The organism is Parenemella sanctibonifatiensis (assembly GCF_002250565.1).
GTDB classification, from domain to species: Bacteria; Actinomycetota; Actinomycetes; order Propionibacteriales; family Propionibacteriaceae; genus Parenemella; species Parenemella sanctibonifatiensis.
Genome location: NZ_NMVJ01000006.1, coordinates 157,412 through 180,303 on the forward strand (window position 1 = coordinate 157,412; position 22,892 = coordinate 180,303).

Here is a 22,892-nt window from a genome sequence, read left to right on the forward strand (position 1 = left end):
GTTAGAGCCGGTCAGCCAGGCCGCTGGTGCGGTCGGTGGGTCGGGTCACCGCCGTACGCACCGCATCGGCCGTGGCAGCCAAGATGACTCCCTCCTTGGCGCGGGTGATGGCGGTGTAGAAGAGTTCCCGCGTCAGCAGCGGCGAGGCCGGGGGCAGCACGACACTGATCCGGTCGAACTGGCTGCCCTGGGCCTTGTGAACCGTGGACGTCCAGACCGTCTCGGCGCCGTCGAGACGATGGGGGGAATAGAGCCGCACCCGGCCCTTGACCCAGAACGCCACCTGGAGTTGACCATCCTGCTCGAGTGTGACGCCGGTGTCGCCGTTGTAGAGATCGAGATCGGCGCGGTTCTCCGACATCATCACGGGGCGACCGGCGTACCACTGACGCCCGCCACGGTCGAGCAACGGCGCGATCCACGCCTCGATGTGCCGGGACCACTGCGCCACCCCGTAGGGGCCACGGCGGTGGGCACACAGCAAGCGGTGCGAGCCGAGCGCCGTCAGGGCCCGTTCGGCGTCGCCGAGCCGGGCGGCCGCCACCAATTCGGCAGCTTGGCCGCGGACCGCCGCGCGCAACGGCGCCAACTCTGCCGCGTCGGGATCATGGGGGTCGCCGAGAAGCCAGTGGACGCCCTGACCGGGGCTCGCCCCCAACTCGCTGGCCAGGGCGGTCGGCACCCCGGTCCCGCCGACGGCAGTTGCCGGGTCGGCGGACTCAGCTCCGGCCGGGGCTGCCTGTGGAGCTTCCGCGCCGTTCAGCACCGCCACAGCCGTGTCCGCATCGCCGCTCTGGACGGCCCGCGCCAGCGCAGCGATGGCGCCGTCGAAGCGCCAGGTCCGCTCCAGCGTGACCACTCGGCCGCTGACGGCACTCTCGGGTCGGGCCGACGCGGCAACGGTGTGTGCCAGCACCGCACCGACGCCGACCGGGGTGAGTTGGTCCGGGTCGCCGATGAGGATCAGGCGGGCACTGGGGCGTACGGATGTCAACAGCTGTGCCAGCAGCGGGATGCTGACCATCGAGGTCTCGTCGACGACGACGATGTCGTGGGGAATCGGATTGTCGGGCCCGTGCACGAAGCTGTCGAACCGGCTCCCCAACAGCCGGTGGATGGTCTTGGCCGGCAACAGCTCCGGCAGGCCGGTCTGGACTGAGGCGGGCAGCCGGTCGCGAGCCTCCTCGACCGACTCCTGGAGCCGCGAGGCCGCCTTCCCGGTTGGGGCCGCCAGCGCGATCCGCCAGCGTGGGCCGGGGGAGGGAAGTTGCGTCAGCAACGCCAGGATCCTAGCCACGGTCGTCGTCTTGCCGGTGCCGGGGCCACCTGCCAGCACAGTCAGGTGGGACCGGACTGCGCGTTCGGCCGCTTCGGCCTGACGGTCCGGTTCTCCCGGAGCCAAGCCCCGGCCGTCGAAGAGTTCGGCGATCCGGGCTGGTAGGTCGAGGTCGGGCGGCAGTGTCAGCGACGTCTCAGCGCGTCGGGCCAGCTCCAGTCGGATCGCCTCCTCATCCAGCCAGAACCGCTGCAGGTGCAGCAGCTGCCCGTCGAGTCGTAGTGGCTTGCTGGGGTCATCCTCCGTGGCCACGAGCGGGCTCGCGGCCACCGCGTCACGCCACCGATCCGGCTGCGGCCACGGCAGATCGGACAGGTCCAACAACTGCTCCTCGTCATCGGCGAGGTCCCAGCGCTCGTGGATTCGGCTCAGGTCGATGCACACCGAACCGGCACGCAAAGCGCGCGACGTCAGTCCGATCGCCAGCGCCACGTCAGGATCGGGATCGTTGCCGAGGACGCCCAGCCGGGTCGCCAGGTGGACGTCGGCCACGGACAGCACGCCGGCTCGGTTGAAGTCGGCCAGGGCGCCCGTCGCGCCGTGGGCGATCAGTTGCCGGGTCTGGTTCATGCGGCACCTCCGGGATGAGCGGCCAACAGGTCAGAGATGCCGACAGCGATGCTCACCGGCGGCTGCCAGGACATCACCCCGGCAGGGAGTCCGTCCGCGGTCGGCGTGTCGGGCCCGGCCATGCCGCGTACGAACAGATAGAGCACCCCGCCCAGGTGACGCTCCGGGTCATAGTCGGGCAGCCGCCAGCGCAGGAACCGGTGCAGGGCGGCCTGGTAGAGCAGGGCCTGCAACGGATAGTGGGAGGACCGCATGGCCGTGGCCATGGCCGACATCGTGTAGTGCGCGAACGTGAGGTCGGTCCCGGGTGGGGCCAGACGGTTGGTCTTGTAGTCGGCGACCACGAACCGCCCGGTCGGCGTCCGCAGCACGATGTCGATCGAGCCTGTCAGGTAGCCGCGCAGGGCATCATCCGCGCCCGGCAGAGTTGCCAGGTCGTCGGCGTAGTGAACCAACGGATCCTGGGCCGGGAGTTCGCTGCGGAGCAGGTCGGCGATGGCCGCCAACGTGGCCGCCGGTGCTGGGGTCGATCCGTCGGGCCCACCCAACGGCATCTCGAAGTCGAGCTCGGCCAACCGGTCACGGCTGGTCACCTCGGCCAGACTGACACCTTCGGCGACGGGGCCGAGCGGCGTCCGCATCACCTGCAACAGCGGTGGAGCCAGCTCGTCGGCGGTGAGGTCGGCGATCGGGTGCCGGTGCAGGTGCGCAGTCACGGCCGCAGTCATCAGATCGGCCTGCTCGGTCGGGGTGGCAGCGGCGGACAGGTCGAGATGTTCGCAGATCTCGTGGACGATGAGGCCGAACTCGGTGCCGCCCGGCAGCTCGGCCATCGGCGAAGCCTCGTACCACGGCGCCGGCAGGTCCGGCCCGGCGGCGACGGAGGTCTCCGGTTCGTCCATGCCGCCGGAGCCGGGCTCTGCGACCGGGGCATCAACCACCGTCGGGACGTCGTGGTGAGCATCGGCGGTCAGACCGCTGTAGCTGGTGCGGCGCCAGGTGTGGTCGATCCAGCGAGTGAACGGACGGGCGTGCACCTCATGGTGCTCGCCCGAGGGCTCGTGGGAGCCGCCCAGCGACGTCGGCGCCGGCGGCCCGAGCGGGACGGAGCTGACCTCGGCCCACGCTTGGGCCTGCTGCAGCCGAGCGGGTGGGATCCCGGCGGCGTCGGCCGGGACGGGAACGGGACCATCCGGCTCGCGGGTGAGCAGGCGGTGGAGGGGAGAGCTACCGAGGTTCCCCGTCTGTGCCCACCACAGCACGACCTGGCTGCGGGCACGGGTGAGGGCCACGTACGCCTTCCGCAGCCGCTCGCCGTGATCCTCCTGCTGCGCCTGGGCTTGGTACTGCGCCGAGCGCTGTCCGCCGCCCAGGTCCATGACGCGGGTTCCTTCGACATGAACCTTGACGACCTTGGTGTCCTTGGCCTTGTCCCAGCCCCACCCCTCACACAGGTCTGGCAACAGCACAACCGGAAACTCCAGTCCCTTGCTGCGATGAATGGTCATCACGTTCACGCCGGGTGTGTCGTCGGACAACTGCGCCTTGATGCCATCCTCCACCTGTTTGCCGCGGTCGAGTCGGTCTCGCAGTTCGGCGGCGGTGCTGGCATGGTGGGTTTCCCCGCCAATGAGCTCGCTCGCCAACTGTTGGGCATCGGTGAACCATCGGGTGTCAGGATCGACGCGTTGCTCCAGCACGAGCTCGGCGTAGGGCCCATGGTGGGGCTGGAAGCGCTGGATGGCGTGCCACAGCCCTCCGATACCGGAACCGTGCAGGGCGGCGGCCCACTCCTGGACGGTGCTGGACAGCTCCGCCAGCGCCGCCTCGTCGGCGGTGGCCAGGTCCTGCCAACGCCAGCCGAAGAACGGCGTCATCGCCAGCGTCCGAACCGCGTTCGCCTGAGGATTCTCCAGCGCATCGATCAGCGTCCGCCAGTCCTCGGCGGCCGGTGATGTGAACGGACTGTCGGCGCCGAATTGGACGGCCGCGATCCCTGCGGCGGTCAAGGACCGCGTGATCGCGGTGGCGCGCTTGTTGCTCCCCACCAACACAGCGATGTCTTGAGGCTCCAAGGGTCGCTCGCGAGCGGAGTCGTCGGAGCCGGAAGTGAGGGTGTGGCCGGACAGCAGGCCGAGGATCTGCTCGACCACGTCAGCGTCGACGGCTCTTCTTGATGAATTGCCCTCAAGCGGACGATGGACCCGCAGCCGGACCGGTGCGGCATCGGCTTCCCCACGCTGCAGCCGGGAGGACGGCTGGGCAGCCTGGACGTGGCGTACCCGGATGCGGGAGTCACCCAGGTCCGCCCCGTTGAGGAAGGTGCCCAGCGCCGACACCAGCGCGGCATCGCTGCGCCAATTGGTGTCCAGTGTCGCGTGGCGTACGCCAGGCAACTGGGTCGCTTCCAGATAGGAGTTCACCTCGGCGCCACGGAAGGCGTAGATGGCCTGTTTCGGGTCGCCGATCAGTACCAACGTGCTGCGGCCGTGGAAGGCAGTCCGAAGGATGTCCCACTGCACCGGATCGGTGTCCTGGAATTCGTCGACCAGGACGACGGGGAAACGATCGGCGATGCGTTGCGCTGCGGCCTCCCCGATGGTCGGTGCCGCCAGAGTGGTCTGCAGGTCAAGCAGCAGGTCGTCGTAGCTCTGCAGGCCGGCCCGGCGACGCCGCGACTCCACCCGGGACCGGACGGCATTGACGAACCCCTCCCGCACCGGGTGCTGGCCGGGGGCCAATGCCACAGATCGAGCCTTGATTGCCTCGGCTGCAAGATGCCGCGCTGTCGCCACCGTGAAAGCCGGCAGGTCCGAGGAGTTGCCCCATCTCTGGAGGAAGAGGTCGTCAGCCGTGACCCGGGCCAACTCCGTCAGCTCCGCCGCCAGCGTGGACTGGGGGTCGGCGTCGGCGTACACGCCGAGCCCGCGCAGCATCCCCGAGCAGAAGCCATGGGTGGTCTCGATCGTGGCCCGATCGAAGGACGCCAGCGCCGCTCGGAGCCGGTCCAGCCGGCGCTGGCGCTCACCTGGATCGACGTCACACAGCAGCCGCGGCAATGGAGCTTCCGGCAGGCCATCGGCGGCAAGGTGGTGCTCCATCTCGCGCATGAGGGCGCGCACCCGATCACGCAGTTCGGAGGTGGCGGCCGTGGAGAAGGTCGCGATCATGATCTGCGGCAGCGTCGCCCGGCCCTCGGCGACGATCCTGGTGGCCAGCGCGGCGATGGCATACGTCTTCCCGGTGCCGGCGCTCGCCTCCAGCACCGTGGTGCCGGTCGGCAACTCTCCTGCGAGATCGAAGCTCGTCGGGTGCAACACGGGTGCGCTGGTCATCGATCCTCCATGAGGGGGAGCAGGGGGTGCCACAGTTCCCTGGCCAGGGCGATGAATGGCGAGTCGGAGAAACTGGAGGGCTGGCCGACCCGCCACGGCTCCGTGGTGCCGTACAGCAGCGACCAACTCTGAAACCCGTCCTTCTCGTAGGTCCAGGCCGCTTCGGCCGCGTTGCGGTTCTCGTTCCTGGCGGTGCGAAGGCTCGTCCTGGGTGGCAGCGGTAGCGGTTCGATCCGTGCCCGGGAGGCCAGCCGGACCAAGCCGGCAAGAATCTGCCGGGCTCGGTCCGGGGCAGGGGCGGTGACGCGAATCCCGTACTTCTGCGCGATCAACCGGCCCCCCTTGATCTGGGCGTTGCCTGCTGTGGCCAGGGCCAGCACCCTGATGGCCAGATCGAGGTAGGCCTTGGCCTTGCCCTTGGAGTAGGTGACATCCACGATGGCGTCGCCGTGGCTGACAGCGGAGCCCGTCAGGATGAAACCGGTCGCTCCGCCGACCGGTTCGCCGAAGTCTCCCCAGACCTCGATCTCGTGCTGGTCGCTCGGCTCAGTGAGAGGTTTCGTTGCCCTCTCGTGAAGGTCTGACACCGTCGCGGTGATCTTGCTGAGAATTTCATTGCCCAATGCTCCCGGAGGCAGCGAGCCGTCCAGCCATGCGGCACGGCGCGCTTCCTCGAACGAACTGCCGGCCAACACCGCGGTGAGCATGGCATCACCGATCTTCCACATCTGGAGCCCATCCAGGTCCAAGGGGATCTCGTCGCTGGGCGGATCCTCCTGCCGGCGCGGTGTCACTGCAGCTTGATGACGAAGGTATTCCGCGGGCGGGTCGGCCAGCGCCTTGACGACGTCAGCGACCGACCAAGCCAGCCGCCCATCGATGAGGTCGTCGGAGAAGCCGCCGACGGCGGGAGCGATCGGCGCTGCTGCAGGCAGCCAGGAGCGCGAAGCAACGAGTGCCGCCCGTGGATCGAAGCTCGCCGGCCGGGCATCGGTGCTGAAGTTCTCCGGGTTGCTGGCCCGCAGGCGATGCCGAGTGATCGTGGCCGCCGCGGCAGAGCCGAGCAGGTCGGTGAGGGCATCGCGCAGGTCGATCACCGGCACCGCGAAGGGACGCGGCTCGTTGGTGCTGCTGGTCCGGGTGGCCGTCACCAGGAGGAGGCGGTCCTGGGCCGACATCAGCGCGTCGAGCAGCATCCCGCGGCCATCAGCTCCGGCGCTCGGATCATGGGGGTGGGGATCAAGCTGCAGCAAGTCGTCGCCGTCGGGGCGATCTCGCTTCGGGAAGCTGCCTTCATCCAGGCCGAGCAGGCACACCACCTTGTGCGGGATGCCGCGCAGCGCGGATGGGCCACAGACCACCAGGTGCCCCGCCCCGTACGCCGCTCGTGGTGCCCGGCGGGCCGGATCGTCGTCGAGCAGTCGGATCAGGTCAGGCAGGCTCAACTGAGGTCCGCTGTCGCCGACGGCGGGGCCGCCTTCGTCGCTCAGCTGCGAAAGCACGCCATGGGCGTGGGCGGTCTGCCACGCCAGATCCCCGGCGGTGACGGTGAGATCGGTGATGATCGAGCGGCACAGCTCGACCCAGGCCTGCAACGGCCGCGGTCCCTGCGCTGATTCGACAAACGTGGCCAGACGAGCCACGAATTCGGTGAGCTGTCCCCAGTCGTCGAGATCCTCGCTGCGCACCGTTTCCAGCGGGGAGGCCATGCCCAGGGTGAGCGATTGCGCGGTTTGAGGCAGCGCGAAGCCGACGGCCATCCGGTCCAGCCCGGTCTGCCACATGTTCGTGCGGACACTCAGGCCGTGTTCCTCGCGCTGGCGTTCGGTGATGCCCCATCGGATGCCGGCCTGGTCGACCAGCTCCACCAGTCGGTCCTGGTTGCTGATCCCGAACTTCGTCGCGACCGGAGTGCTGGCGAGGAGGCCGAGCACCTCGCTCAACTCGCCACGCTGGTGGACCATCCGCAACACTCGCATCAGGACGTCCAGGACCGGATTGACTGCGCCCCGGTCCTCGTCGGCGATCCGGAGTCGGATCCCACGAGCCGGGTGATCCAGCGGGAGCGGGATCGTGCCGGGATCGAACGCCGCACGCAGGTGCGGGGCGTAGGTGTCCAGGTCGGTGCAGATCACGACGATGTCGCGCGGCTGCAGATCGGGATTGCGCTCCAGCGCATCACACAGGACGTCGCGCAACACCTCGACCTGACGGTCCGGGTCATGACTGCCATGGATGACGACCGAGTCGTCGACGGCGACGTCCGGGCAGGTCCGGCCGGTGACGACGGCAGCCTGGAGCGCGCCGAGCAGGGTGCGCGGGAAGTCCCTGCTGGAAGCGGCGGTGGCAGGCCGGTCCGCGTCCGTCATCTCGTCCGGGCACCACTGCTGCCAGGCGATGCGGTGCTGATCCCCCCAACGGGTCAGCAGCGGATGCGGCTCCTCGGCGCCCGGCTGAAGAGCCGGATGCACCACGAAGACCGTGACCTCGTGGTGGCGTGCCGCGCGAATCAGCTCGATGTCGGAGTCGGCCAAGGCACGCGGCGCAACGATGATGACGCGGTTGGCCAGGTCGGGGGCAGGCCGCTCGGCCAGGTCAGCGATCGCTTGAGCATGGCGTTCCACCAGGTCAGGCCCGGGTACGTCGAGGCGGATCCGTTGCCACAGCTCCGCTTGCCAGCCCGCCGTCCCGGCCGGCTCGGTCACCGGCCTGACCTCCGGATCCCCGGACCAGCCACGCAGGATGTCAGGCCGCCAGCGGGCGTACCGGGCGAAGATGTGGGCGATGCGCTTGGCGACATGGACGCGGCGACCGGGACGGTCCTCGGCGCCGCCGCCACCGGCGGGCCCGTGGATGTGGTGCCACAGCACCGCGCTCCACCCGTCCTCCTCCCGCAACCTGTCCAGTACGCCCAGGATGCGCCAACTCATCGCCTCGACGCTCCACGGATCCGGATCCGGGACCTGCAACAGGCGGCGGCGCAGCCCCTCGAAGCCGAGACCGTCGACCCGCGAGAAGATGCCGTCGTGGTGGCCGGGTCCGCTGGTCCCCAGCCGCAGCGCCAACTGCTGGCTCAGCCACCGCTGCACACCCTTGCTCGGGGTGACCAGCACGTCGCTGCTGAACGGATCAGTGCGGGGCGCGGCGAGGCTGTCCGCAATCGGCTCCACCACATCGGCCAGGCTGCGGACATGGCGTACGGCGATGCCGGTCCGAGGGGGCTGCGCGGCGCTCGGCACGGGCGCCGGTGTGATGGAAGAAGCAGGCATGGTTGCACCCTAGGGGAGGGCTCCGACAGAAACACGGGACGGCGACGAATGTCCGCCCTGAGGGCGGGCCTTTCTGATGGTGTCGGTGGCAGCGCCTAGGGTGAAACCGTGCCTCACACCGACCCTGAGAAGATCCTCGCCGCCCTCGACCCCGAGCAGCGAGAGGTCGCGCGTACGGTGACCGGCCCGGTCGTCGTGTTGGCCGGTGCTGGCACCGGCAAGACCCGTGCCATCACCCACCGGATTGCCTACGGCACCGCGATCGGCGCCTATCCGCCCAACAGTGTCCTCGCGCTGACCTTCACCACCCGGGCCGCCGGCGAGATGCGGGGTCGGCTGCACCGCCTCGGCGTCGAACAGGTGCAGGCCCGCACCTTCCATTCTGCCGCTTTGCGCCAGGCGCAGTACTTCTGGCCGCGCAGTCGCGGCGTCCAGCTGCCGCCGGTCGCCGACAACCGGTTCGGGATGGTGGCCGAGGCGGCGAACCGACTCCGCGTCGGCAACGACACGGCCCGGATCCGCGACTTGGTCCAGGAGGTGGGGTGGGCGAAGGTCTCCAACGTGACGCCCGAGGCGTACGCGAAACGCGCCGCCGAAGCCGGACGGTCGGTCAATGAGCTGCGACCTGAGGTGGTTGGCCGGGTGTTGGAGGCCTACGAGGACGTCAAGATCGAGCGGGGCGTGATCGACTTCGATGACATCCTGCTGTGCACCGCGGCCCTGCTCGACGAGGACCCGGCGGTCGCCGAGGAAGTTCGTTCGACCTACCGCCATCTCACCGTCGACGAGTTCCAGGACGTCTCCCCGTTGCAGCAGACTCTGTTGAACCTGTGGCTGGGGGACAGCCAGGAGTTGTGTGTTGTCGGCGACCCCGGGCAGACCATCCATTCCTTTGCGGGCGCCCGGGCCGACCATCTGTTGGCCCTGGCCCGCCAGCACCCCGATCGGACCATTCGACTCCACCGCGACTACCGGTCCAGCCCGCAGGTGGTCCAAGCCGCCAACAAGGTGTTGCCGACCCGGTTGGGCGGCTTGGAATTGACAGCGCAACAGCCCTCTGGCCCGGATCCGGTTTTCGTCTCCTGCAGTCGGGAGGCCGAGGAAGCCACCCAGATCGCGACCTGGCTGGAACACCTGCACGAGCAGGGCACGCCGTATTCGGAGATGGCGGTGCTGTTTCGCATCAACGCCCAGTCGCCGGCAGTGGAGGAAGCGCTGGGGGAGCGAGGCATTCCCTATCAGGTGAAGGGCGCCGAACGGTTCTACGAACGGGGTGAGGTGCGGCGGGCACTGGGCGTACTGAACCAGGCCGTGCGGCAGGACGGCGCGGTGCTGGGTCTGGAGGGCACCCGGTCGGCGTTGGCCAGCATCGGCTGGACTCCCGAAGCGCCGAGCGGCCAAGGTGCGGTGCGGGAGCGCTGGGAATCGTGGAACGCGCTGCTGAGCGTGGCTGAGGACATGGAGGAACAGCAGCCAGGTGTCTTGCTGCCCCAGGTGGTCGCGGAGTTCCAGCGGCGGGCCGAGTTGATGGAGGTCCCCACCAGCGACGCCGTCACCGTCTCCACGTTGCACCAGGCCAAGGGCCTGGAATGGGAAGCGGTGGCGCTGCTGGGGATCCACGAGGGCGGCGTACCTTTCGTCATGGCCACTGGCGATGACGAGATCGCTGAGGAGCGGCGGTTGCTGTACGTCGGCATCACCCGAGCCAAGAAGCACCTGCGCATCAGCTGGTCGGCTGCCCGCGGCCGCGCCGTGCGTCCGTCACGCTTCCTGGCCCCGATCCTGCCGGAGCAGTTTCAGGGCGGCCAACCGAGCCGAACCGCCGCCAAACCGGCCCGACGCGGAAGCATCGCTGCTGCCAAGTGTGAGAGCTGTCAGGGGTCGCTGGACACCGGCGCCGAACGCAAGATCGGACGCCACTTCGGCTGCGTGGAGGATCTCGATGTGGCACTGCTGGAACGCCTGCGGGAATGGCGCAAGGAAACTGCCAAGGCCGCCAGCCTGCCGGCCTTCTGCATCTTCACCGACGCCACCTTGGTGGCGGTCGCGCAGGACCGGCCGCGGGATGCTGCGGGCCTGCTACGGCTGCCGGGACTGGGCCGGGCGAAGGTCGACAAGTATGGCGCGGACATGCTGCGGCTCATCGACAGCCACGGCACCATCTCGGCCGACTCCTGAGCCAATGCCGCCCCGCCCGAGAACGTCCATCAAGAACGGCGCCAATCTTTCTCATTAAATAGGTTGCAGCCCTCACCACCACCCGCTTAGTGTGGAACCCGTTGCTGCACGGCGACCGGACTCAGGTCCGCAGACATCTCGATTGGAAGGAGGTACGCATCATGATCAACAACATCACCTTCGCGGAGCCCATCGGCTTGGCCAATGCCGCCAACCCGATCCATCGCGTCGACGCGTGCCTCCAGGTCTCCACGCGAGACAAGAACGCCCAGTTCGACGCCACCACTGTCGATTTTTACGTCGCCCATCCCTTGGTGACACCGCCTCGGAGTAGTTCAGCCTGACAGGCTGAGACCTCATCCGGGGCCGTGGATCCAAATGGATCCACGGCCCTCATTGTTTTCCGGGCCCGGATCCTCCGAAACACCATCAGGCCAGGAGAAAAACCCATGACCGCGCCACTGTTCGACCTGCTCGTGACCACCGGGCCAGCCGAACTGCCCTGCCAGGTCGCCGACCCCGAGATCTTCTTTGCGGAATCACCCCAGGTGATCGAGCAAGCCAAGCTTGTCTGCGCTGACTGCCCGATCCGGGTGCAGTGCCTCGAGGCTGCGCTCGAGCGCAAGGAGCCCCACGGCGTCTGGGGCGGTGAGCTGTTCGTCAACGGCATCGTCGTGGCCCGCAAGCGCCCCCGTGGGCGCCCCCGGAAGCACCCGCTTCCCGATGAACGTCCGACCCAGGCCCCTGCGGCAACGCAGGCGCCTGCTGCCTGTCGAGAGGAGGCAGCATGATCAAGTGGCTGCAGCGACTCTTCCGGCTCGGGACTCGTCCCGCGCTGGAGCGATATCGCATGGTTGAGTTCCTGTATCAGCATCGAGGCTGGATGTGAGGCGTACGCCTCCGCCAGACCTCACGGGGCCCGCAACGACATCCGTCGTTGCGGGCCCCGCTGCCGTGTGGCTGCGATCAGTCCTCGCTCCACCCCGGCAGGTATTGGTCCAGCACACTGCTGAACGGCGCCCGCACGTCGAGCTGGCTCAGCACGGCCACCCCGCCGAGCCACACCCGGTGGATCAGTACGTAGGAGGGCGGCAGGTTCAGCTTGGTGGTGATGCCGTCGCCCTTGGTGGCCCGCTGGACCCGCAGGAACTGCTCGCGCATCCAGTCGCGGGTGAAGTGGAAGGTCGGCACCTGGGCAGGTTCGATGAAGGGGGAGAGGTAGTCCAGCAGTTCCTCGGCGCCGACCGGCTGGGCGATGAAGCCCTCCCGACGCAGGCCGGCCAACATCTCGGTGGCCTCGCCGCGACTGGCGTGACGCAGCAGCTCGCCCATCGGGTAGGGCAACCCTTGGGGCAGCCGGTTCACCAGCCCGAAGTCGATGATGCCGAGTCGCCCGTCGGGCAACACCAAGAAGTTGCCCGGATGCGGGTCGCCATGCAGCAACCCGGACCGCGCCGGCCCCGCAAACAGAAATCGAACATACTGCAGCGCAATCCGGTTGCGTTCCTCCTCGGGCAGGTTCGCGACGGTGGACAGCGGTTGTCCTTCGATCCATTCGCTGACCATCACTCGGCTGCTGTGCGCCAGCACCCGCGGCACCACGAAGTCGGGATCACCGTGGAAGGCATCGGCTGCCTGCTGCTGGCTCGCCGCCTCGAGATCGTAGTCGACCTCTTCACTGGTGCGGGCCGCGAACTCACGGACCACCGGCACGATGTCGATGCCGCCAGTGAGCGACCCCATCGCCTGCGCCATCCGCTCCAGCTGCCTGAGGTCGGTGGTGAGCGCCTGATCGGCGCCCGGATACTGCACCTTCACCGCCACCGGTTGGCCGGTGGCCCGCCAGGTTGCCCGATGAACCTGACCGATGGAGGCAGCTGCGGCCGGGGTGGGGGAGAAGTCCGTGAGCAGGTCACGCCAGTCGGCCCCGAGTTCGCGGTTGAGGACGGTCAGCACCCGAGTCAGCGGCATCGGGGGCGCGGAGGCCTGCAGCTTGGCCAGCTGGATCCGGTAGGGCTCAGCGATGTCGTCGGGCAGCACGGTTTCGAACATGCTGAACATCTGGCCAATCTTCATGGCGCCACCCTTGAGCTCGCCGAGCACCGCAAACAATTGCTCGGCGGCCCGGTCGTGCTGGCGTTGCTTGACCTCTTCGGCGGAACTGCCGGTGAGCCGTTCCCGCCAACCGGCCGTACGCCGGGCGGCTGCCCCGAGCGGAAGCTTCAGCAACCGCGAGTTGCGCTGCCAGGCGCCGGTCGACAAACCGCCGGTCCGGTCCTGGCCGTTGTCAGACTCGTCGGAACTCATGCGCTCCAGTCTGCCGCGCCGACCAACCCAACGCCGTCAGGCTGGCGTGTGGCACGGCGATTTCCCGTGGAGAATCTCAGGCCGTCACCGCCTCCCCGCAGCCGCAGCCGGCTTGACGTCGCCACACCTCGGACCGGAGCCGGAATTCATGGGCGTACAACTCGAGGCTGTGTCCAACGGTGTCTGCGGATCCGGACTGCCACCAGGCATGCACCTGGCAGACGACGGTGCTCACAGCCCAGTCGGCGACCACCGGATCGGTCACCTTGCCGGTGCTTCTGGTCAGGTTCATCAGGTTCATCGGCCAGTCCGGATCAACTCTGGTCCGCTGCAGGTCGACGCAGCGTACGCAGGCGGCGTTCGCGGTCACCAGCGGCCCGACCCGGACCCCTGGGCGCCCAGCAGCCGACAGAGGTGTGACCAGCAGCATCGGCGCACCGGGCTCGGCCAAGTCCGCCAGTAGGCCACGGTCGGGCTCCAAGGTGCCCGAAATGACGATGATGAGATCGCCGGTCGGGTACGCCCCGGTCACGGTTTCCAGTCGCCCCACGTGTCGGCGGATCCGCCGTGGCCGGGGCAGCATCGGGAGGTGATCGGCCCGCACCTCCACCGGCAGCCCTTCCACTCGCAGCCGCTGGATCAGCTCGCCGACGAAGCTGGTCGGCACCACCTCCACGCCACCGCCGCACCACACGGTCACCAGGGGCGGTGCCGTCGAAGCAGCCGGTCGCGCAGCATCATGGAGTGCCGCGGTGGCGGCCGGCCGCGGTGAGGCAGCTGCTCCGGGGACAAGAGTCGTCATGCCCTGAGTCTGGTGCGACCGCCACCACGGTTGCCAGCGGATCAGGGGAGCGGACAACACCCAGCCAGTTCGGACAACACCGGGCTGGTCGGGAACAGTGCGGGCTGGTCAGGGAACAGTGCGGGCTGGTCAGGGAAAGACCGGGCTGGTCAGAGCTAGATGGGGGAGGAGATGCAGCACGGTCCTCGAGCCCCTCAGGCCTTCCCCTGCCTGTGGGTCTCGAGGACCGTTGCGCCAACGCTATTGGGCTGCGTTTGCGGGCGTCAAGTCAAACTTTCCGCAATCCGTCCACGGCCTGTGGACAAGTGTGTGGATTGCCTGTGTACGCCGTGTGCATTCAGCCGCTCACTCAGATTGGTCGGACCCGTCCTGGTGGGGATCGTCGCCGGCACCTGACTCACCCAGCAGCCGAGCCAGTTCGGCATCCATGTCATCGGAGGCTGAGGGCTGGTCCGGGGCGTGGGGCGTGTAACCCATCGGATCGTCCAGATCGCTGGCGGTGGGCAGCATGTCGGGATGGCGCCAGATCCCGTCGCGTTCCTCGGCGCCGGACCGGGACCGCAGCGCTCCCCACAGGGCCGCGGCATCGCGCACCCGACGGGGCCGCAGCTCCAGGCCGACCACGACCTTGAAGGTCTCCTCTGTTGGGCCGCTGGTGGCGCGGCGTCGGCGAACCGCCTCGGCCAACGGTTGAGCGTGAGGCATCCATCGTTCGGTGATCTGCGCCACCACGTCGTCGACCCAGCCCTCGATCAGTGCCAGCAGCACCTCGAGTCGGGCCACGATCTCTTCCTGCTCGGGGGTGCGTTCGGGCTTGAACAGCCGGCCGGCCATGTTCTGGCCGAGGTCGTCGAGTTTGGCGGCATCCATGGACGTCGGGTCCATCTCCTCCATCGCGTCCTCGATGGCACGGGGATCGATGCGGATCTCGCGGGCAAAGTGCTCGATCATCGCGCTCAGCTGTCCGCTGAGCCACGGCACCGAAGCAAACAACCGGTGCCGGACCAGCTCACGCAGCACCAGATACAGGGTGACGTCGCGCTGCTCCAGGCTGAGTCCCTCGCCGAACTTCTCCACGTTGACCGGCAACAGCGCCACCTCGTCGGGCTTGGTCAACGGGATGCCGACGTCGGTGCCGCTGACCACGTGGGTCGACAGCGTGCCCAACGCCTGACCGAGCTGGGTGGCGTACATCGAAGCGCCGACAGCCCGCATCATCGGGGCGAGCATTGCGGCCATCGGGTCGTCCTCGGCCTCATTCATCAGACTGCCGAGTGCCTGCGACAGTGAGGTGGCGACCGGGGTGACGATCTCCTGCCAGCGCGGCATGGTCTTTTCGACCCATTCGGCGCGGCTCCACACCTGAGCCGTCAGCGAGGCCGGTGCCGGGAAGGTTGTCGCCTCATCGATCCAGGTTTGCACCAGGTCAACGGCGTCGAGCAGTTCGCGGCGTTGCTGATGGTCCACCGACGGGTCGGGACCCTGCTGGGCGGTGAATCGCCGTGCGGTTTCCTTCGCGAGTGGCCAGTTGGTGCCGGACTCGCCGGCGTCGCCGACGGCGCTGCGCATCTGGTTCGACATCTGGCCCATGACCTGCCCCAGCTGGGACATCATCTGGTTCATGTCGACCTGACCGTCGGGGCTGGTGAGGCCGAGCTGACGGAGGAGTTCAATCAGCTGGGGCGGCAGCTCCGGGTTCTCCTGAGGGCCGGAGCCGGGGTTGTCTTCAGCCATCTGTCTGCAACTCTCCGTCTTGGGTCGACGCGGCGGCAGTTCCGCCGCCCTTTGGGCTCCCCATTCAACCGCATTGGTCCAAGCCCACGGGCACAGCCCACCGGCGATCGGCCAGAAGCGTCGGCGACCTCAGGTAGCATGCCGCGCATGGCATCACAGGGACGACGGCCAGGCCGCGCGGGGTGGTCCCGGTGACCCGTCAGACCTGGACGGCGATCACGTCCGCAGCGATGTTCCTGGTGTTGGTGGCGACAGTGGCGTTTGCGCCGATTCCCTTCGTGACGTGGACGCCGGGCTCCACAGTTGACGTGTTCGGCGCGGATGACGGCACCGATCGGCTTGCCATTGAAGGCGTCGAGACCTACCCGACCACCGGCGAGTTGCGGATGACGACGGTGTCGCGGACCCGCGCCGATGCCTGGTTGGGGTTGCCCGAAGCCATGTTGGCCTTCTGGTTGCCCAGTCGCGACGTGCTGCCGCGCGAATACGTCTATCCGCCGGGACAGTCCGCCGAACAGGCAGAGCAGCAAGCCCAGTTGCAGATGGACACCTCCAAGGAGGATGCGACTGTGGCGGCCTTCCTGGCCGCCGGGATGGACCTGCAGCGTCTGCCGCGGGTGCGGTCGGTCACCGTCGCCGGTCCTGCGGACGGCCGGCTGCAGCCCGGTGACCTGATCGAGTCGGTGGACAACCAGCCGGTCAGTAGCGCCGAACAGGTCATCGAGTTGGTGCAGTCGCGTGCGGTGGGCGACACCGTGTTGTTCGCGGTACGCCGCCCCAGCCAGAACAATGAACTGATCGAGGTGCCGGTGCCCACCGGCGCCGCCAATGACGATCCTCGGCGTCCGGTGGTGGGCGTCAGCGTCGACATCGGCTACCTTCGGCCCGGGCGGGTCAATTTCGGCATTGATCCCCGTATCGGTGGTCCCAGTGCCGGCCTGATCTTCTCGCTCGGTATCTATGACCGGATCACGCCCGGCGAGCTGATCGACCGGAGGATCGTGGCGGGCACTGGCACCATCTCCGACGGCGGTCAGGTCGGCCCAATCGGCGGCATCCAGGAGAAGATTGCCGGTGCCGAGGAAGCCGGCGCCACCATATTCTTGGTCCCGGCCGCCAACTGTGCCGACGTCGCCGGCGTCGAGACCGACATGGAGTTGGTCCGCGTCGGTAGCCTGCTGGATGCCATCCGTGCCCTGGAGGCGTTGAAGGATCCGAACCGTATCTCCGAGGTACCACGCTGTGAATGAGGACACCCACACCAGCTCCGGGATGGATGACGCCCTGGTGGCGGCCCTGATGGAGGTAGAGCGCCATGTCGGATCGGCAGGTTGGGGCCAGCCGGCCCGGCTGTTTGCGCTGGTGCCGACGGCCGAGTTGATCGCCGCCGAGCCCCACCTTGCCGAGCATCTGGGCGTGTCCGCCGCGACCGAACCGCAGCCCGGCGCGCTGACCCCGGTCGAGCAGGACCCCTGGCCAGGAGCGCGCGACGACCGGCCTTGGGAGGCACTCTCGCGGATCAGCTTCCCCGCCACCGTGCACGGCTGTGTGTTGAGCCTGGAACGGGCCTTCCTCAGCTCGACCCACGCGGCAGAGCTGTCCGACGATCCCGCCACCGCCGCCGAGCAGGTGGCCAACGACCCGCGCGCCCAGGAGATCCGAGCCGTGGTCGGGGTCACCCGCACCGGCGGACGCCACGGGGTGGCGAGGCTGAAGTCCCATCCAGATGACCTGTTGGGGGCAGCTGAACTGGTCCCCGGCCTGCCAGACCTGCTGGCCGCGACCTTGGAGGACGACGCGTGAGTATGCAAGGCATCCGGGGCAGGCGCCCCTTGCTGGTTCCGATCCTGGCCGGGGTCGCCGTCCTGGTGGTGGCATTCCTGCTGTTCACCGGGGTGTGGACCAACAAGCTGTGGTTCGCTTCGGTCGGCTTCGGGCAGGTCTATTCGACCCAGCTGTGGACCCAGATCGGGTTGTTCGTGGTCTTTGCGCTGATCGGCATCGGGATGGTGGTCGGCAGCGCCGCACTGGCCTTCCGGCTGCGCCCCAAGATCCGGTCCAGCCTGACCCGCAGTGCGATCCTGGAACGCTACCGGCAGTTGCTGGAGCGTCGCTTCTGGGTGGCCATGATCGCGCCCAGCCTCATCACCGGACTGGTCGCCGGCACTTCAGGTGTGGCGCAGTGGATGACCTACCTGTCGTGGCGGCACTCCACCCCGTTCGGCGAGGTGGATCCCGAATTCGGCATCGACATCGGCTTCTTCGTCTTCGAACTGCAGTGGTGGCGGTTCCTTGCCGGTTTCCTCACCACCGCCATCGGTTTCGCGATTGTCTTCGCGGTTGTCGTGCACTACGCGGTCGGCGCGATCTCGTTCAAGGGCACCAGCACGACGGTACGCCGACCCGCCCAGATCCAGATCGCGGTGCTGGTCGGACTGGGGCTGCTGGCGTACGCCGCCAGCGGCTGGCTGGACCGTTATGGGATGGCGATCCAGGACAACCAGATGTTCACCGGCCTGGGGTACACCGACGTCAACGCGCGGCTCGTCGCCCGACTGGTGCTGTCGGTCATTGCGGTGCTCTGTGCGGTTCTGTTCTTCGTCTCACCGATCGTGCGGCGGTGGGGTGTTCCGCTCGCTGCGGTGGTGCTGATGCTGGTCTCCGGTGTCGTGATCGGCATGATCTATCCGGCGATCGTGCAGGGCTTCACCGTGGAGCCGAACCGAAACGATGTCGAGCGGCCCTATGTGCAACGCCACATTGAAGCAACCCGGGAGGCTTTCGACGTCAACGATGTCACGATGGTCGACTACGACGCGACCGTCACCGCCGAGCCCGGTCAGCTGAGCGGAGCCGACGAATCGCTGCGCGGGATCCGGCTGCTGGACCCGGCGCGGATCGGGGCGACCTTCGACCGGACCCAGCGGGTCCGTGACTACTACGGCTTCCCGAACCTGCTCGACGTGGGTCGCTACGACCTGGACGGCCAGGAGAATGACGTGGTGCTGGCAGCCCGGGAGATCAACCCCGCTGGCGTCGACCAGTCCAACTGGAACAGCCGTCACACCGTCTACACCCACGGCTTCGGCCTGGTGGCTGCCTACGGCAACCGGGTCCAGCCCTCGGGCCAGCCGGACTGGATCATGCGTGACATTCCGCCGGTGGGGGAGTTGAGCGAGCACGAGCCGCGGATCTACTTCGGTGAGTCGATGACCGACTACGCGGTCGTGGGCGCGCCGGAGGGCACCGAGCCCTGGGAGCTCGACACGCCCGGTTCCGGTGGTGGCGCTGACCGGACCTACACCTACCGTGGCGAGGGCGGCGTACCGATCGGCGATCCGATGAGCCAGCTGCTCTATGCGGTCCGTTTCGCCGACATCAACCTGTTGCTGTCGGAGCGGGTCACCGACGAATCCAAGATCCTCTACAACCGGACCCCGCAGCAGCGGATCCAGTCGGTGGCGCCGTGGCTGCGCTTGGACACCAACGCCTTCCCGGCGATCGTGGACGGCCGGATCAAGTGGATCGTGGACGGTTACACCACCTCCTCGTCCTACCCGAACTCCCAGCTCTATTCACTCCAGCAGGGCACCGCTGACTCGCAGCGTCCGGGCATCTCGACCGGTCAGTTGATCTCGGATCGGGTCAACTACATGCGTAACTCGGTCAAGGCTGTCGTCGACGCCTATGACGGCACGGTTTCGCTGTACGCCTGGGATGAGGAAGACCCGGTGCTGCAGACCTGGCGCAAGGCCTATCCCGAGGCGGTGCTGGATCGCAGCGAGATTCCCGAGGACCTGCTCAACCATGTCCGCTACCCCGAGGACATGTTCAAGATGCAGCGTGAGGTGCTCTCGCGCTATCACGTGACCGATCCGGGCCAGTGGATCGAGGGCTCCAACGTGTGGCAGGTCCCGATGGACCCGGTGTCGGGCAACAACAAGGAGCCTGCCTACTACATGCAGGTCCAGATGCCCGAAGAGTCCGATGTGCAGTATCGGTTGACCGCGACGTTGGTGCCGCGTGATCGGCCCAACATGGCTGCGTACATGACGGTGGTGGCTGATGCGACCTCGCCGGACTACGGCCAACTGGTGGTGCTGCGGATGCCACCGAACTCGCCGGTGCCGGGAGTGGGTCAGGTGCAGAACAACATCGAGACCAATGAAGGCGTCGCCAATGCGCTGCGACCATTCCGCAACAACGACTCTGCTGAGGTCGTGACCGGCAACCTGCTGACGCTGCCAGTGGGCGGTGGGCTCTTGCACGTCCAGCCGGTCTACACGAGGCAGGCCACCGAGGACGGCTATCCGGTCCTGCAGTTCGTGGTGGCCAGCTTCGGCGAACGCATCGGCATCGGCGAGGACCTCGAGACGGCGCTGGACCAGGTCTTCGCGGGCGACGCGGGGGTCAACACCGACCCGTCTCCGGGCGGCTCGACGCCGACCGGACCGGCAGACAACCCGGCAGCGGTGCAGGCTCTGGAAGAAGCTGAACGGGCCTTTGAGGAGGCCGACGAGTTGCTGCGTCAGGGCGATCTGGCCGGCTATCAGCAGAAGATGGCGGAGGCCCGCGAAGCCACCGAACGTGCCCTGGCGGCACTGGGTCGGGGCTGAGCCGAGTCGCCAGTGGGGCCCGGTGGCGCTCCCGCAGGAACGCCACCGCCGCAGCGACTGAGCGCGCTGAGTCGTCAGTCGGCCGAAACCACCTCGACCTGGAAGCCGTGTTCGGTCAGCTGCGGTGCCACCTGGTCGGCATTGGCGACCAGCACCAGCGTGCTCAGCGCGACATGGTCGGCGTACGCCTGGCTGGCCGCCTCGGCTGTGGTAGCGCGGATCTGGTCCAGCTCGGTGCTGGTGGCATCGGGTGCCAGACCGAGACTGAGGTTGTGCAGCACCTCACCGGCGATGCCTTCGGCGGTGGCGTACTGCAACGGCGGCACTCCGGTCAGATAGGTGACGGCCTCGCTGACCTCGGTCGCGGAGAAGCCATCGGGACCGACGTCGAGCAACTCTCGGGCGGTGGCCAATGCGTCGCCGATGACTTCGCTGCGGAATGATCCGCCCAGGCTGACCAAGCCGCCGTGACGCAGCGGCTGCAATCCCAGGTGGATGCCGTAGGTGTAGCCCTTGTCCTCTCGCAGCACCTTGTTGAGGCGCGACAGGAACGCACCGCCCATGGCGTGGCTGGCCACCGACAACGCACCCCAGTCCGGGTGCTGCGGGTTGATGGTGTGGCCCGCCCAGCGCAGGTTGGCCTGGACCGCCTCGGGGCGGTCCACGACCACGGCCGAGCCGGGCAGCGGGGTGGCCGCCAGATGGGTCAGCTCGGTGCCGCCAGCCTGCGGGGTCTCCCAGTCACCGAAGGCCGCCTGGGCCACCGCGAGCGCGTCGATGTCGCTGAAGTCGCCGGCCAGCACCAACGTGGCGCGCTGCGGCGACAGCCAGCGGGCGTGGAAGTCGCGCACCTCATTCCTGCCGAGGTTGGCCACGGTGGCTGGTTCGCCGCCGGCCATCCGGGCCTCGCGGCTGTCGTCGGCAAAGCTGCGGCGTCGCAGTTCGATGCCGCAGCGATAACCCGGGTTGGCGAGCTGCTGGTCGATCGAGGACAGCCGCAGCACCCGATGCCGCTCCACGGTCCGTTCGGCCAGCTCGGGCGTACGAATGGCCTGGGCAAACAGGTCCATCGCCTCGCCGAGCCGGGGCACCGGCACGTCGAGGTGGCAGGCGAGCGAGGTGTAGGTGACACCGGCGCCAAACGCCGCACCATGGGATTCCAGCGCCTCGGCGTACGCCTCACCGGGCAGCTGTTCGGTGCCCTCGTCGAGGCAGTGCACCAGGATCGCGGCGACGCCCTCAGCCTCGCGCGGCTCCACCGACAGCGGCAGGTCAAAGGTGAGGCTGGCGGCGGCCACGTACTGCCCGGGCACGTTCAGCACCAGCACCCGTACGCCATTGCTCAGGGCCTGGTCGATGTCGGGGCTCGGGAAGCGGTACGCCGTGGCGGCCGACACCGAGGGACGGGCGGGACGGGGGAGCTGGTTCATCGGGTCTGCTTCCGGTAGGTCAGGGTCGCGGCATTCTCGGGGCGCAGCCAGTCGTTGGCCGCGGTGGCGATCTCCGCAGGGGTGATGGCGGCGTACTCCTCCAGCAGGGTGTTGACCCGGCCGGGGCCGCCCAACAGGGTGGTGGCTTCGCCGAAGTTGTCCGCACGCTGGTCGACCGAGGCGAGTTCGCTGAGCCAGTCGCGTTCCAACTGGGCGGTGGCGCGGGCGTACTCGGATTCGGTGGGGCCGTCGGCCAGGGCGGCCACGTCGCGTTGGAGGGCCTCACGCAGGTCGTCGGTGCTGACGCCATCGCGGGCCTGGGCGTAAGCGAAGACCAAGGACGTGCCGCCGGTCAGGCCCCAGGCGCTGATGCCGGCGCTGTCGGCCAGGTCCTGTTCGCGGACCAGGCTGCGGGCCAGCCGCGCCGACTGGCCCGAGCCGAGGATGTCGGTGCCGAGCTCGAGGGCGCGGAATCGCGGGTCGTCCTGGTGGGGTGCCCGCCAGCACAGGTAAACGGCCTCCCTGGGTACGTCCTCGGTCACCTCGCGGTGCTCGGGATCGGTGAGCTGTGGCAACGGGGTGGCATCCGGGTCGGAGCTGCGGGGATGGTCGGGAATCGCCGCGAAGTGGCGGTTCGCCAGATCCAGGGCATGTTCGACGGTGAGGTCGCCGACCAAGCTGAGGACAGCGTTGCCGGGGTGGTAGTGCCGGGTGAAGAAGGCAGTGACGTCGTCCGGGGTGGCCGCGTCGAGGTCGGCCATCGAGCCGATGGTCGTGTGGCCGTAGGGATGATCGGCTGGGAAGGTCAGCTCCAGCAGGTGGCGCAGCGTGTGGCCGTAGGGGACGTTGTCGTAGCGCTGGCGCTTCTCCTCCTTGACGACCTCGCGTTGGGTGTCGAGGTTGGTCTGGTCCAGCGCCTCGGGCAGCGTGGCGAGGCGGTCGGCCTCCAGCCACAGCGCCAGCTCGGCTGCGCCCACCGGCACGGTCTCGAAGTAGTTGGTGCGGTCCATCGACGTGGTGGCATTGCAGGAGCCGCCGGCCGCCTGGATGGAGCCGAGGTGTTCACCGCTGGCGACCCCGGCTGACCCCTGGAACATCAGGTGTTCGAAGAGGTGCGCAAAGCCGGTGCGGCCGGCCTGTTCGTGCCGGGAGCCGACGCCGTACCAGAGGTTGACCGCCACAATCGGCGCGTTGTGGTCGGGGCTGACGACAACCCGCAGGCCGTTGTCGAGGGTGGCCTCGTGGAACGGATAGGTGACCAAAGACATGCCTGCCATTCGACCACATGAGCGGCCGGTCCACACGCAGGTACGCC

Annotated in this window: 14 protein-coding genes; 6 read left to right on the forward strand and 8 right to left on the reverse strand. The window is 68.3% G+C overall.

The window, feature by feature from the left end:
- Nucleotide 1: 1 nt before the first annotated feature.
- Genes recD through CGZ91_RS05360 form a run of 3 tightly spaced genes read right to left on the reverse strand, consistent with a single transcriptional unit; the run spans nt 2 to nt 8,510 of the window.
- The gene (gene recD / locus CGZ91_RS05350) at nt 2–1,906 is read right to left on the reverse strand and encodes an exodeoxyribonuclease V subunit alpha (RefSeq protein ID WP_094453235.1); all 1,905 of its coding nucleotides are present in this window, start codon (nt 1,904–1,906) and stop codon (nt 2–4) included.
- Complete coding sequence (locus tag CGZ91_RS05355) at nt 1,903–5,241, reverse strand: UvrD-helicase domain-containing protein (RefSeq protein WP_094453237.1); 3,339 nt, start codon at nt 5,239–5,241, stop codon at nt 1,903–1,905. The genes recD and CGZ91_RS05355 overlap by 4 nt, the downstream gene beginning before the upstream one ends.
- On the reverse strand, nt 5,238–8,510 hold the full coding sequence (locus CGZ91_RS05360) for an exodeoxyribonuclease V subunit gamma (protein WP_094453239.1): 3,273 nt from the start codon (nt 8,508–8,510) through the stop codon (nt 5,238–5,240). The genes CGZ91_RS05355 and CGZ91_RS05360 overlap by 4 nt, the downstream gene beginning before the upstream one ends.
- Before the next feature lie 108 nt (nt 8,511–8,618).
- Here CGZ91_RS05360 and CGZ91_RS05365 point away from each other — a divergent pair, with 108 nt between their 5' ends.
- The 3 genes from CGZ91_RS05365 to CGZ91_RS05375 all read left to right on the forward strand — a co-directional run bounded on the left by CGZ91_RS05365 (nt 8,619) and on the right by CGZ91_RS05375 (nt 11,479).
- Entirely contained in the window at nt 8,619–10,688 is a 2,070-nt protein-coding gene (locus CGZ91_RS05365) for an ATP-dependent DNA helicase UvrD2 (RefSeq protein WP_144276796.1), read from the forward strand.
- A gap of 161 nt (nt 10,689–10,849) precedes the next feature.
- Entirely contained in the window at nt 10,850–11,032 is a 183-nt protein-coding gene (locus CGZ91_RS05370; protein ID WP_144276797.1) for a hypothetical protein, read from the forward strand.
- 105 nt (nt 11,033–11,137) lie between these two features.
- Nucleotides 11,138–11,479, forward strand: coding sequence for a WhiB family transcriptional regulator (locus tag CGZ91_RS05375; RefSeq protein ID WP_094451213.1), 342 nt, complete (start codon nt 11,138–11,140; stop codon nt 11,477–11,479).
- Between the two features lie 175 nt (nt 11,480–11,654).
- On the opposite strand, the gene CGZ91_RS05380 is transcribed toward CGZ91_RS05375, so the two are convergent.
- The 3 genes from CGZ91_RS05380 to CGZ91_RS05390 form a co-directional block, all read right to left on the reverse strand.
- Nucleotides 11,655–12,995 carry an ABC1 kinase family protein gene (locus tag CGZ91_RS05380; protein WP_094453243.1) on the reverse strand — a complete coding sequence of 447 codons (1,341 nt, stop codon included), beginning with the start codon at nt 12,993–12,995 and terminating at the stop codon, nt 11,655–11,657.
- Between the two features lie 76 nt (nt 12,996–13,071).
- The gene (locus CGZ91_RS05385) at nt 13,072–13,797 is read right to left on the reverse strand and encodes a hypothetical protein (protein ID WP_144276798.1); all 726 of its coding nucleotides are present in this window, start codon (nt 13,795–13,797) and stop codon (nt 13,072–13,074) included.
- A 345-nt stretch (nt 13,798–14,142) separates the two neighbouring features.
- A complete protein-coding gene (locus CGZ91_RS05390; RefSeq protein WP_094453247.1) occupies nt 14,143–15,531 on the reverse strand; it encodes a zinc-dependent metalloprotease in 1,389 nt (462 codons plus the stop codon).
- A 191-nt stretch (nt 15,532–15,722) separates the two neighbouring features.
- Here CGZ91_RS05390 and CGZ91_RS05395 point away from each other — a divergent pair, with 191 nt between their 5' ends.
- Genes CGZ91_RS05395 through CGZ91_RS05405 form a run of 3 tightly spaced genes read left to right on the forward strand, consistent with a single transcriptional unit; the run spans nt 15,723 to nt 20,147 of the window.
- The gene (locus tag CGZ91_RS05395; RefSeq protein ID WP_144276799.1) at nt 15,723–16,781 is read left to right on the forward strand and encodes a YlbL family protein; all 1,059 of its coding nucleotides are present in this window, start codon (nt 15,723–15,725) and stop codon (nt 16,779–16,781) included.
- Nucleotides 16,774–17,334: a PPA1309 family protein gene (locus tag CGZ91_RS05400; RefSeq protein WP_229116448.1), complete on the forward strand. Its 561-nt coding sequence runs from the start codon at nt 16,774–16,776 to the stop codon at nt 17,332–17,334. Before CGZ91_RS05395 ends, CGZ91_RS05400 begins: the two co-directional genes overlap by 8 nt.
- A 2-nt stretch (nt 17,335–17,336) precedes the next feature.
- On the forward strand, nt 17,337–20,147 hold the full coding sequence (locus tag CGZ91_RS05405) for a UPF0182 family membrane protein (RefSeq protein ID WP_094453251.1): 2,811 nt from the start codon (nt 17,337–17,339) through the stop codon (nt 20,145–20,147).
- Nucleotides 20,148–20,221: 74 nt separating this feature from the next.
- On the opposite strand, the gene CGZ91_RS05410 is transcribed toward CGZ91_RS05405, so the two are convergent.
- Both CGZ91_RS05410 and CGZ91_RS05415 read right to left on the reverse strand, forming a co-directional pair.
- Nucleotides 20,222–21,577 carry a M16 family metallopeptidase gene (locus CGZ91_RS05410; protein ID WP_094453253.1) on the reverse strand — a complete coding sequence of 452 codons (1,356 nt, stop codon included), beginning with the start codon at nt 21,575–21,577 and terminating at the stop codon, nt 20,222–20,224.
- On the reverse strand, nt 21,574–22,845 hold the full coding sequence (locus CGZ91_RS05415) for a M16 family metallopeptidase (protein WP_094454084.1): 1,272 nt from the start codon (nt 22,843–22,845) through the stop codon (nt 21,574–21,576). The genes CGZ91_RS05410 and CGZ91_RS05415 overlap by 4 nt, the downstream gene beginning before the upstream one ends.
- Between the last annotated feature and the right edge of the window lie 47 nt (nt 22,846–22,892).

Bases quoted from the DNA above. Each gene is read 5' to 3' on its own strand.
- recD (WP_094453235.1), bottom strand. From the start codon at position 1,906: ATGAACCAGACCCGGCAACTGATCGCCCACGGCGCGACGGGCGCCCTG.
- CGZ91_RS05355 (WP_094453237.1), bottom strand. From the start codon at position 5,241: ATGACCAGCGCACCCGTGTTGCACCCGACGAGCTTCGATCTCGCAGGA.
- CGZ91_RS05360 (WP_094453239.1), bottom strand. From the start codon at position 8,510: ATGCCTGCTTCTTCCATCACACCGGCGCCCGTGCCGAGCGCCGCGCAG.
- CGZ91_RS05370 (WP_144276797.1), top strand. From the start codon at position 10,850: ATGATCAACAACATCACCTTCGCGGAGCCCATCGGCTTGGCCAATGCC.
- CGZ91_RS05375 (WP_094451213.1), top strand. From the start codon at position 11,138: ATGACCGCGCCACTGTTCGACCTGCTCGTGACCACCGGGCCAGCCGAA.
- CGZ91_RS05380 (WP_094453243.1), bottom strand. From the start codon at position 12,995: ATGAGTTCCGACGAGTCTGACAACGGCCAGGACCGGACCGGCGGTTTG.
- CGZ91_RS05385 (WP_144276798.1), bottom strand. From the start codon at position 13,797: ATGACGACTCTTGTCCCCGGAGCAGCTGCCTCACCGCGGCCGGCCGCC.
- CGZ91_RS05390 (WP_094453247.1), bottom strand. From the start codon at position 15,531: ATGGCTGAAGACAACCCCGGCTCCGGCCCTCAGGAGAACCCGGAGCTG.
- CGZ91_RS05405 (WP_094453251.1), top strand. From the start codon at position 17,337: ATGCAAGGCATCCGGGGCAGGCGCCCCTTGCTGGTTCCGATCCTGGCC.
- CGZ91_RS05410 (WP_094453253.1), bottom strand. From the start codon at position 21,577: ATGAACCAGCTCCCCCGTCCCGCCCGTCCCTCGGTGTCGGCCGCCACG.
- CGZ91_RS05415 (WP_094454084.1), bottom strand. From the start codon at position 22,845: ATGTCTTTGGTCACCTATCCGTTCCACGAGGCCACCCTCGACAACGGC.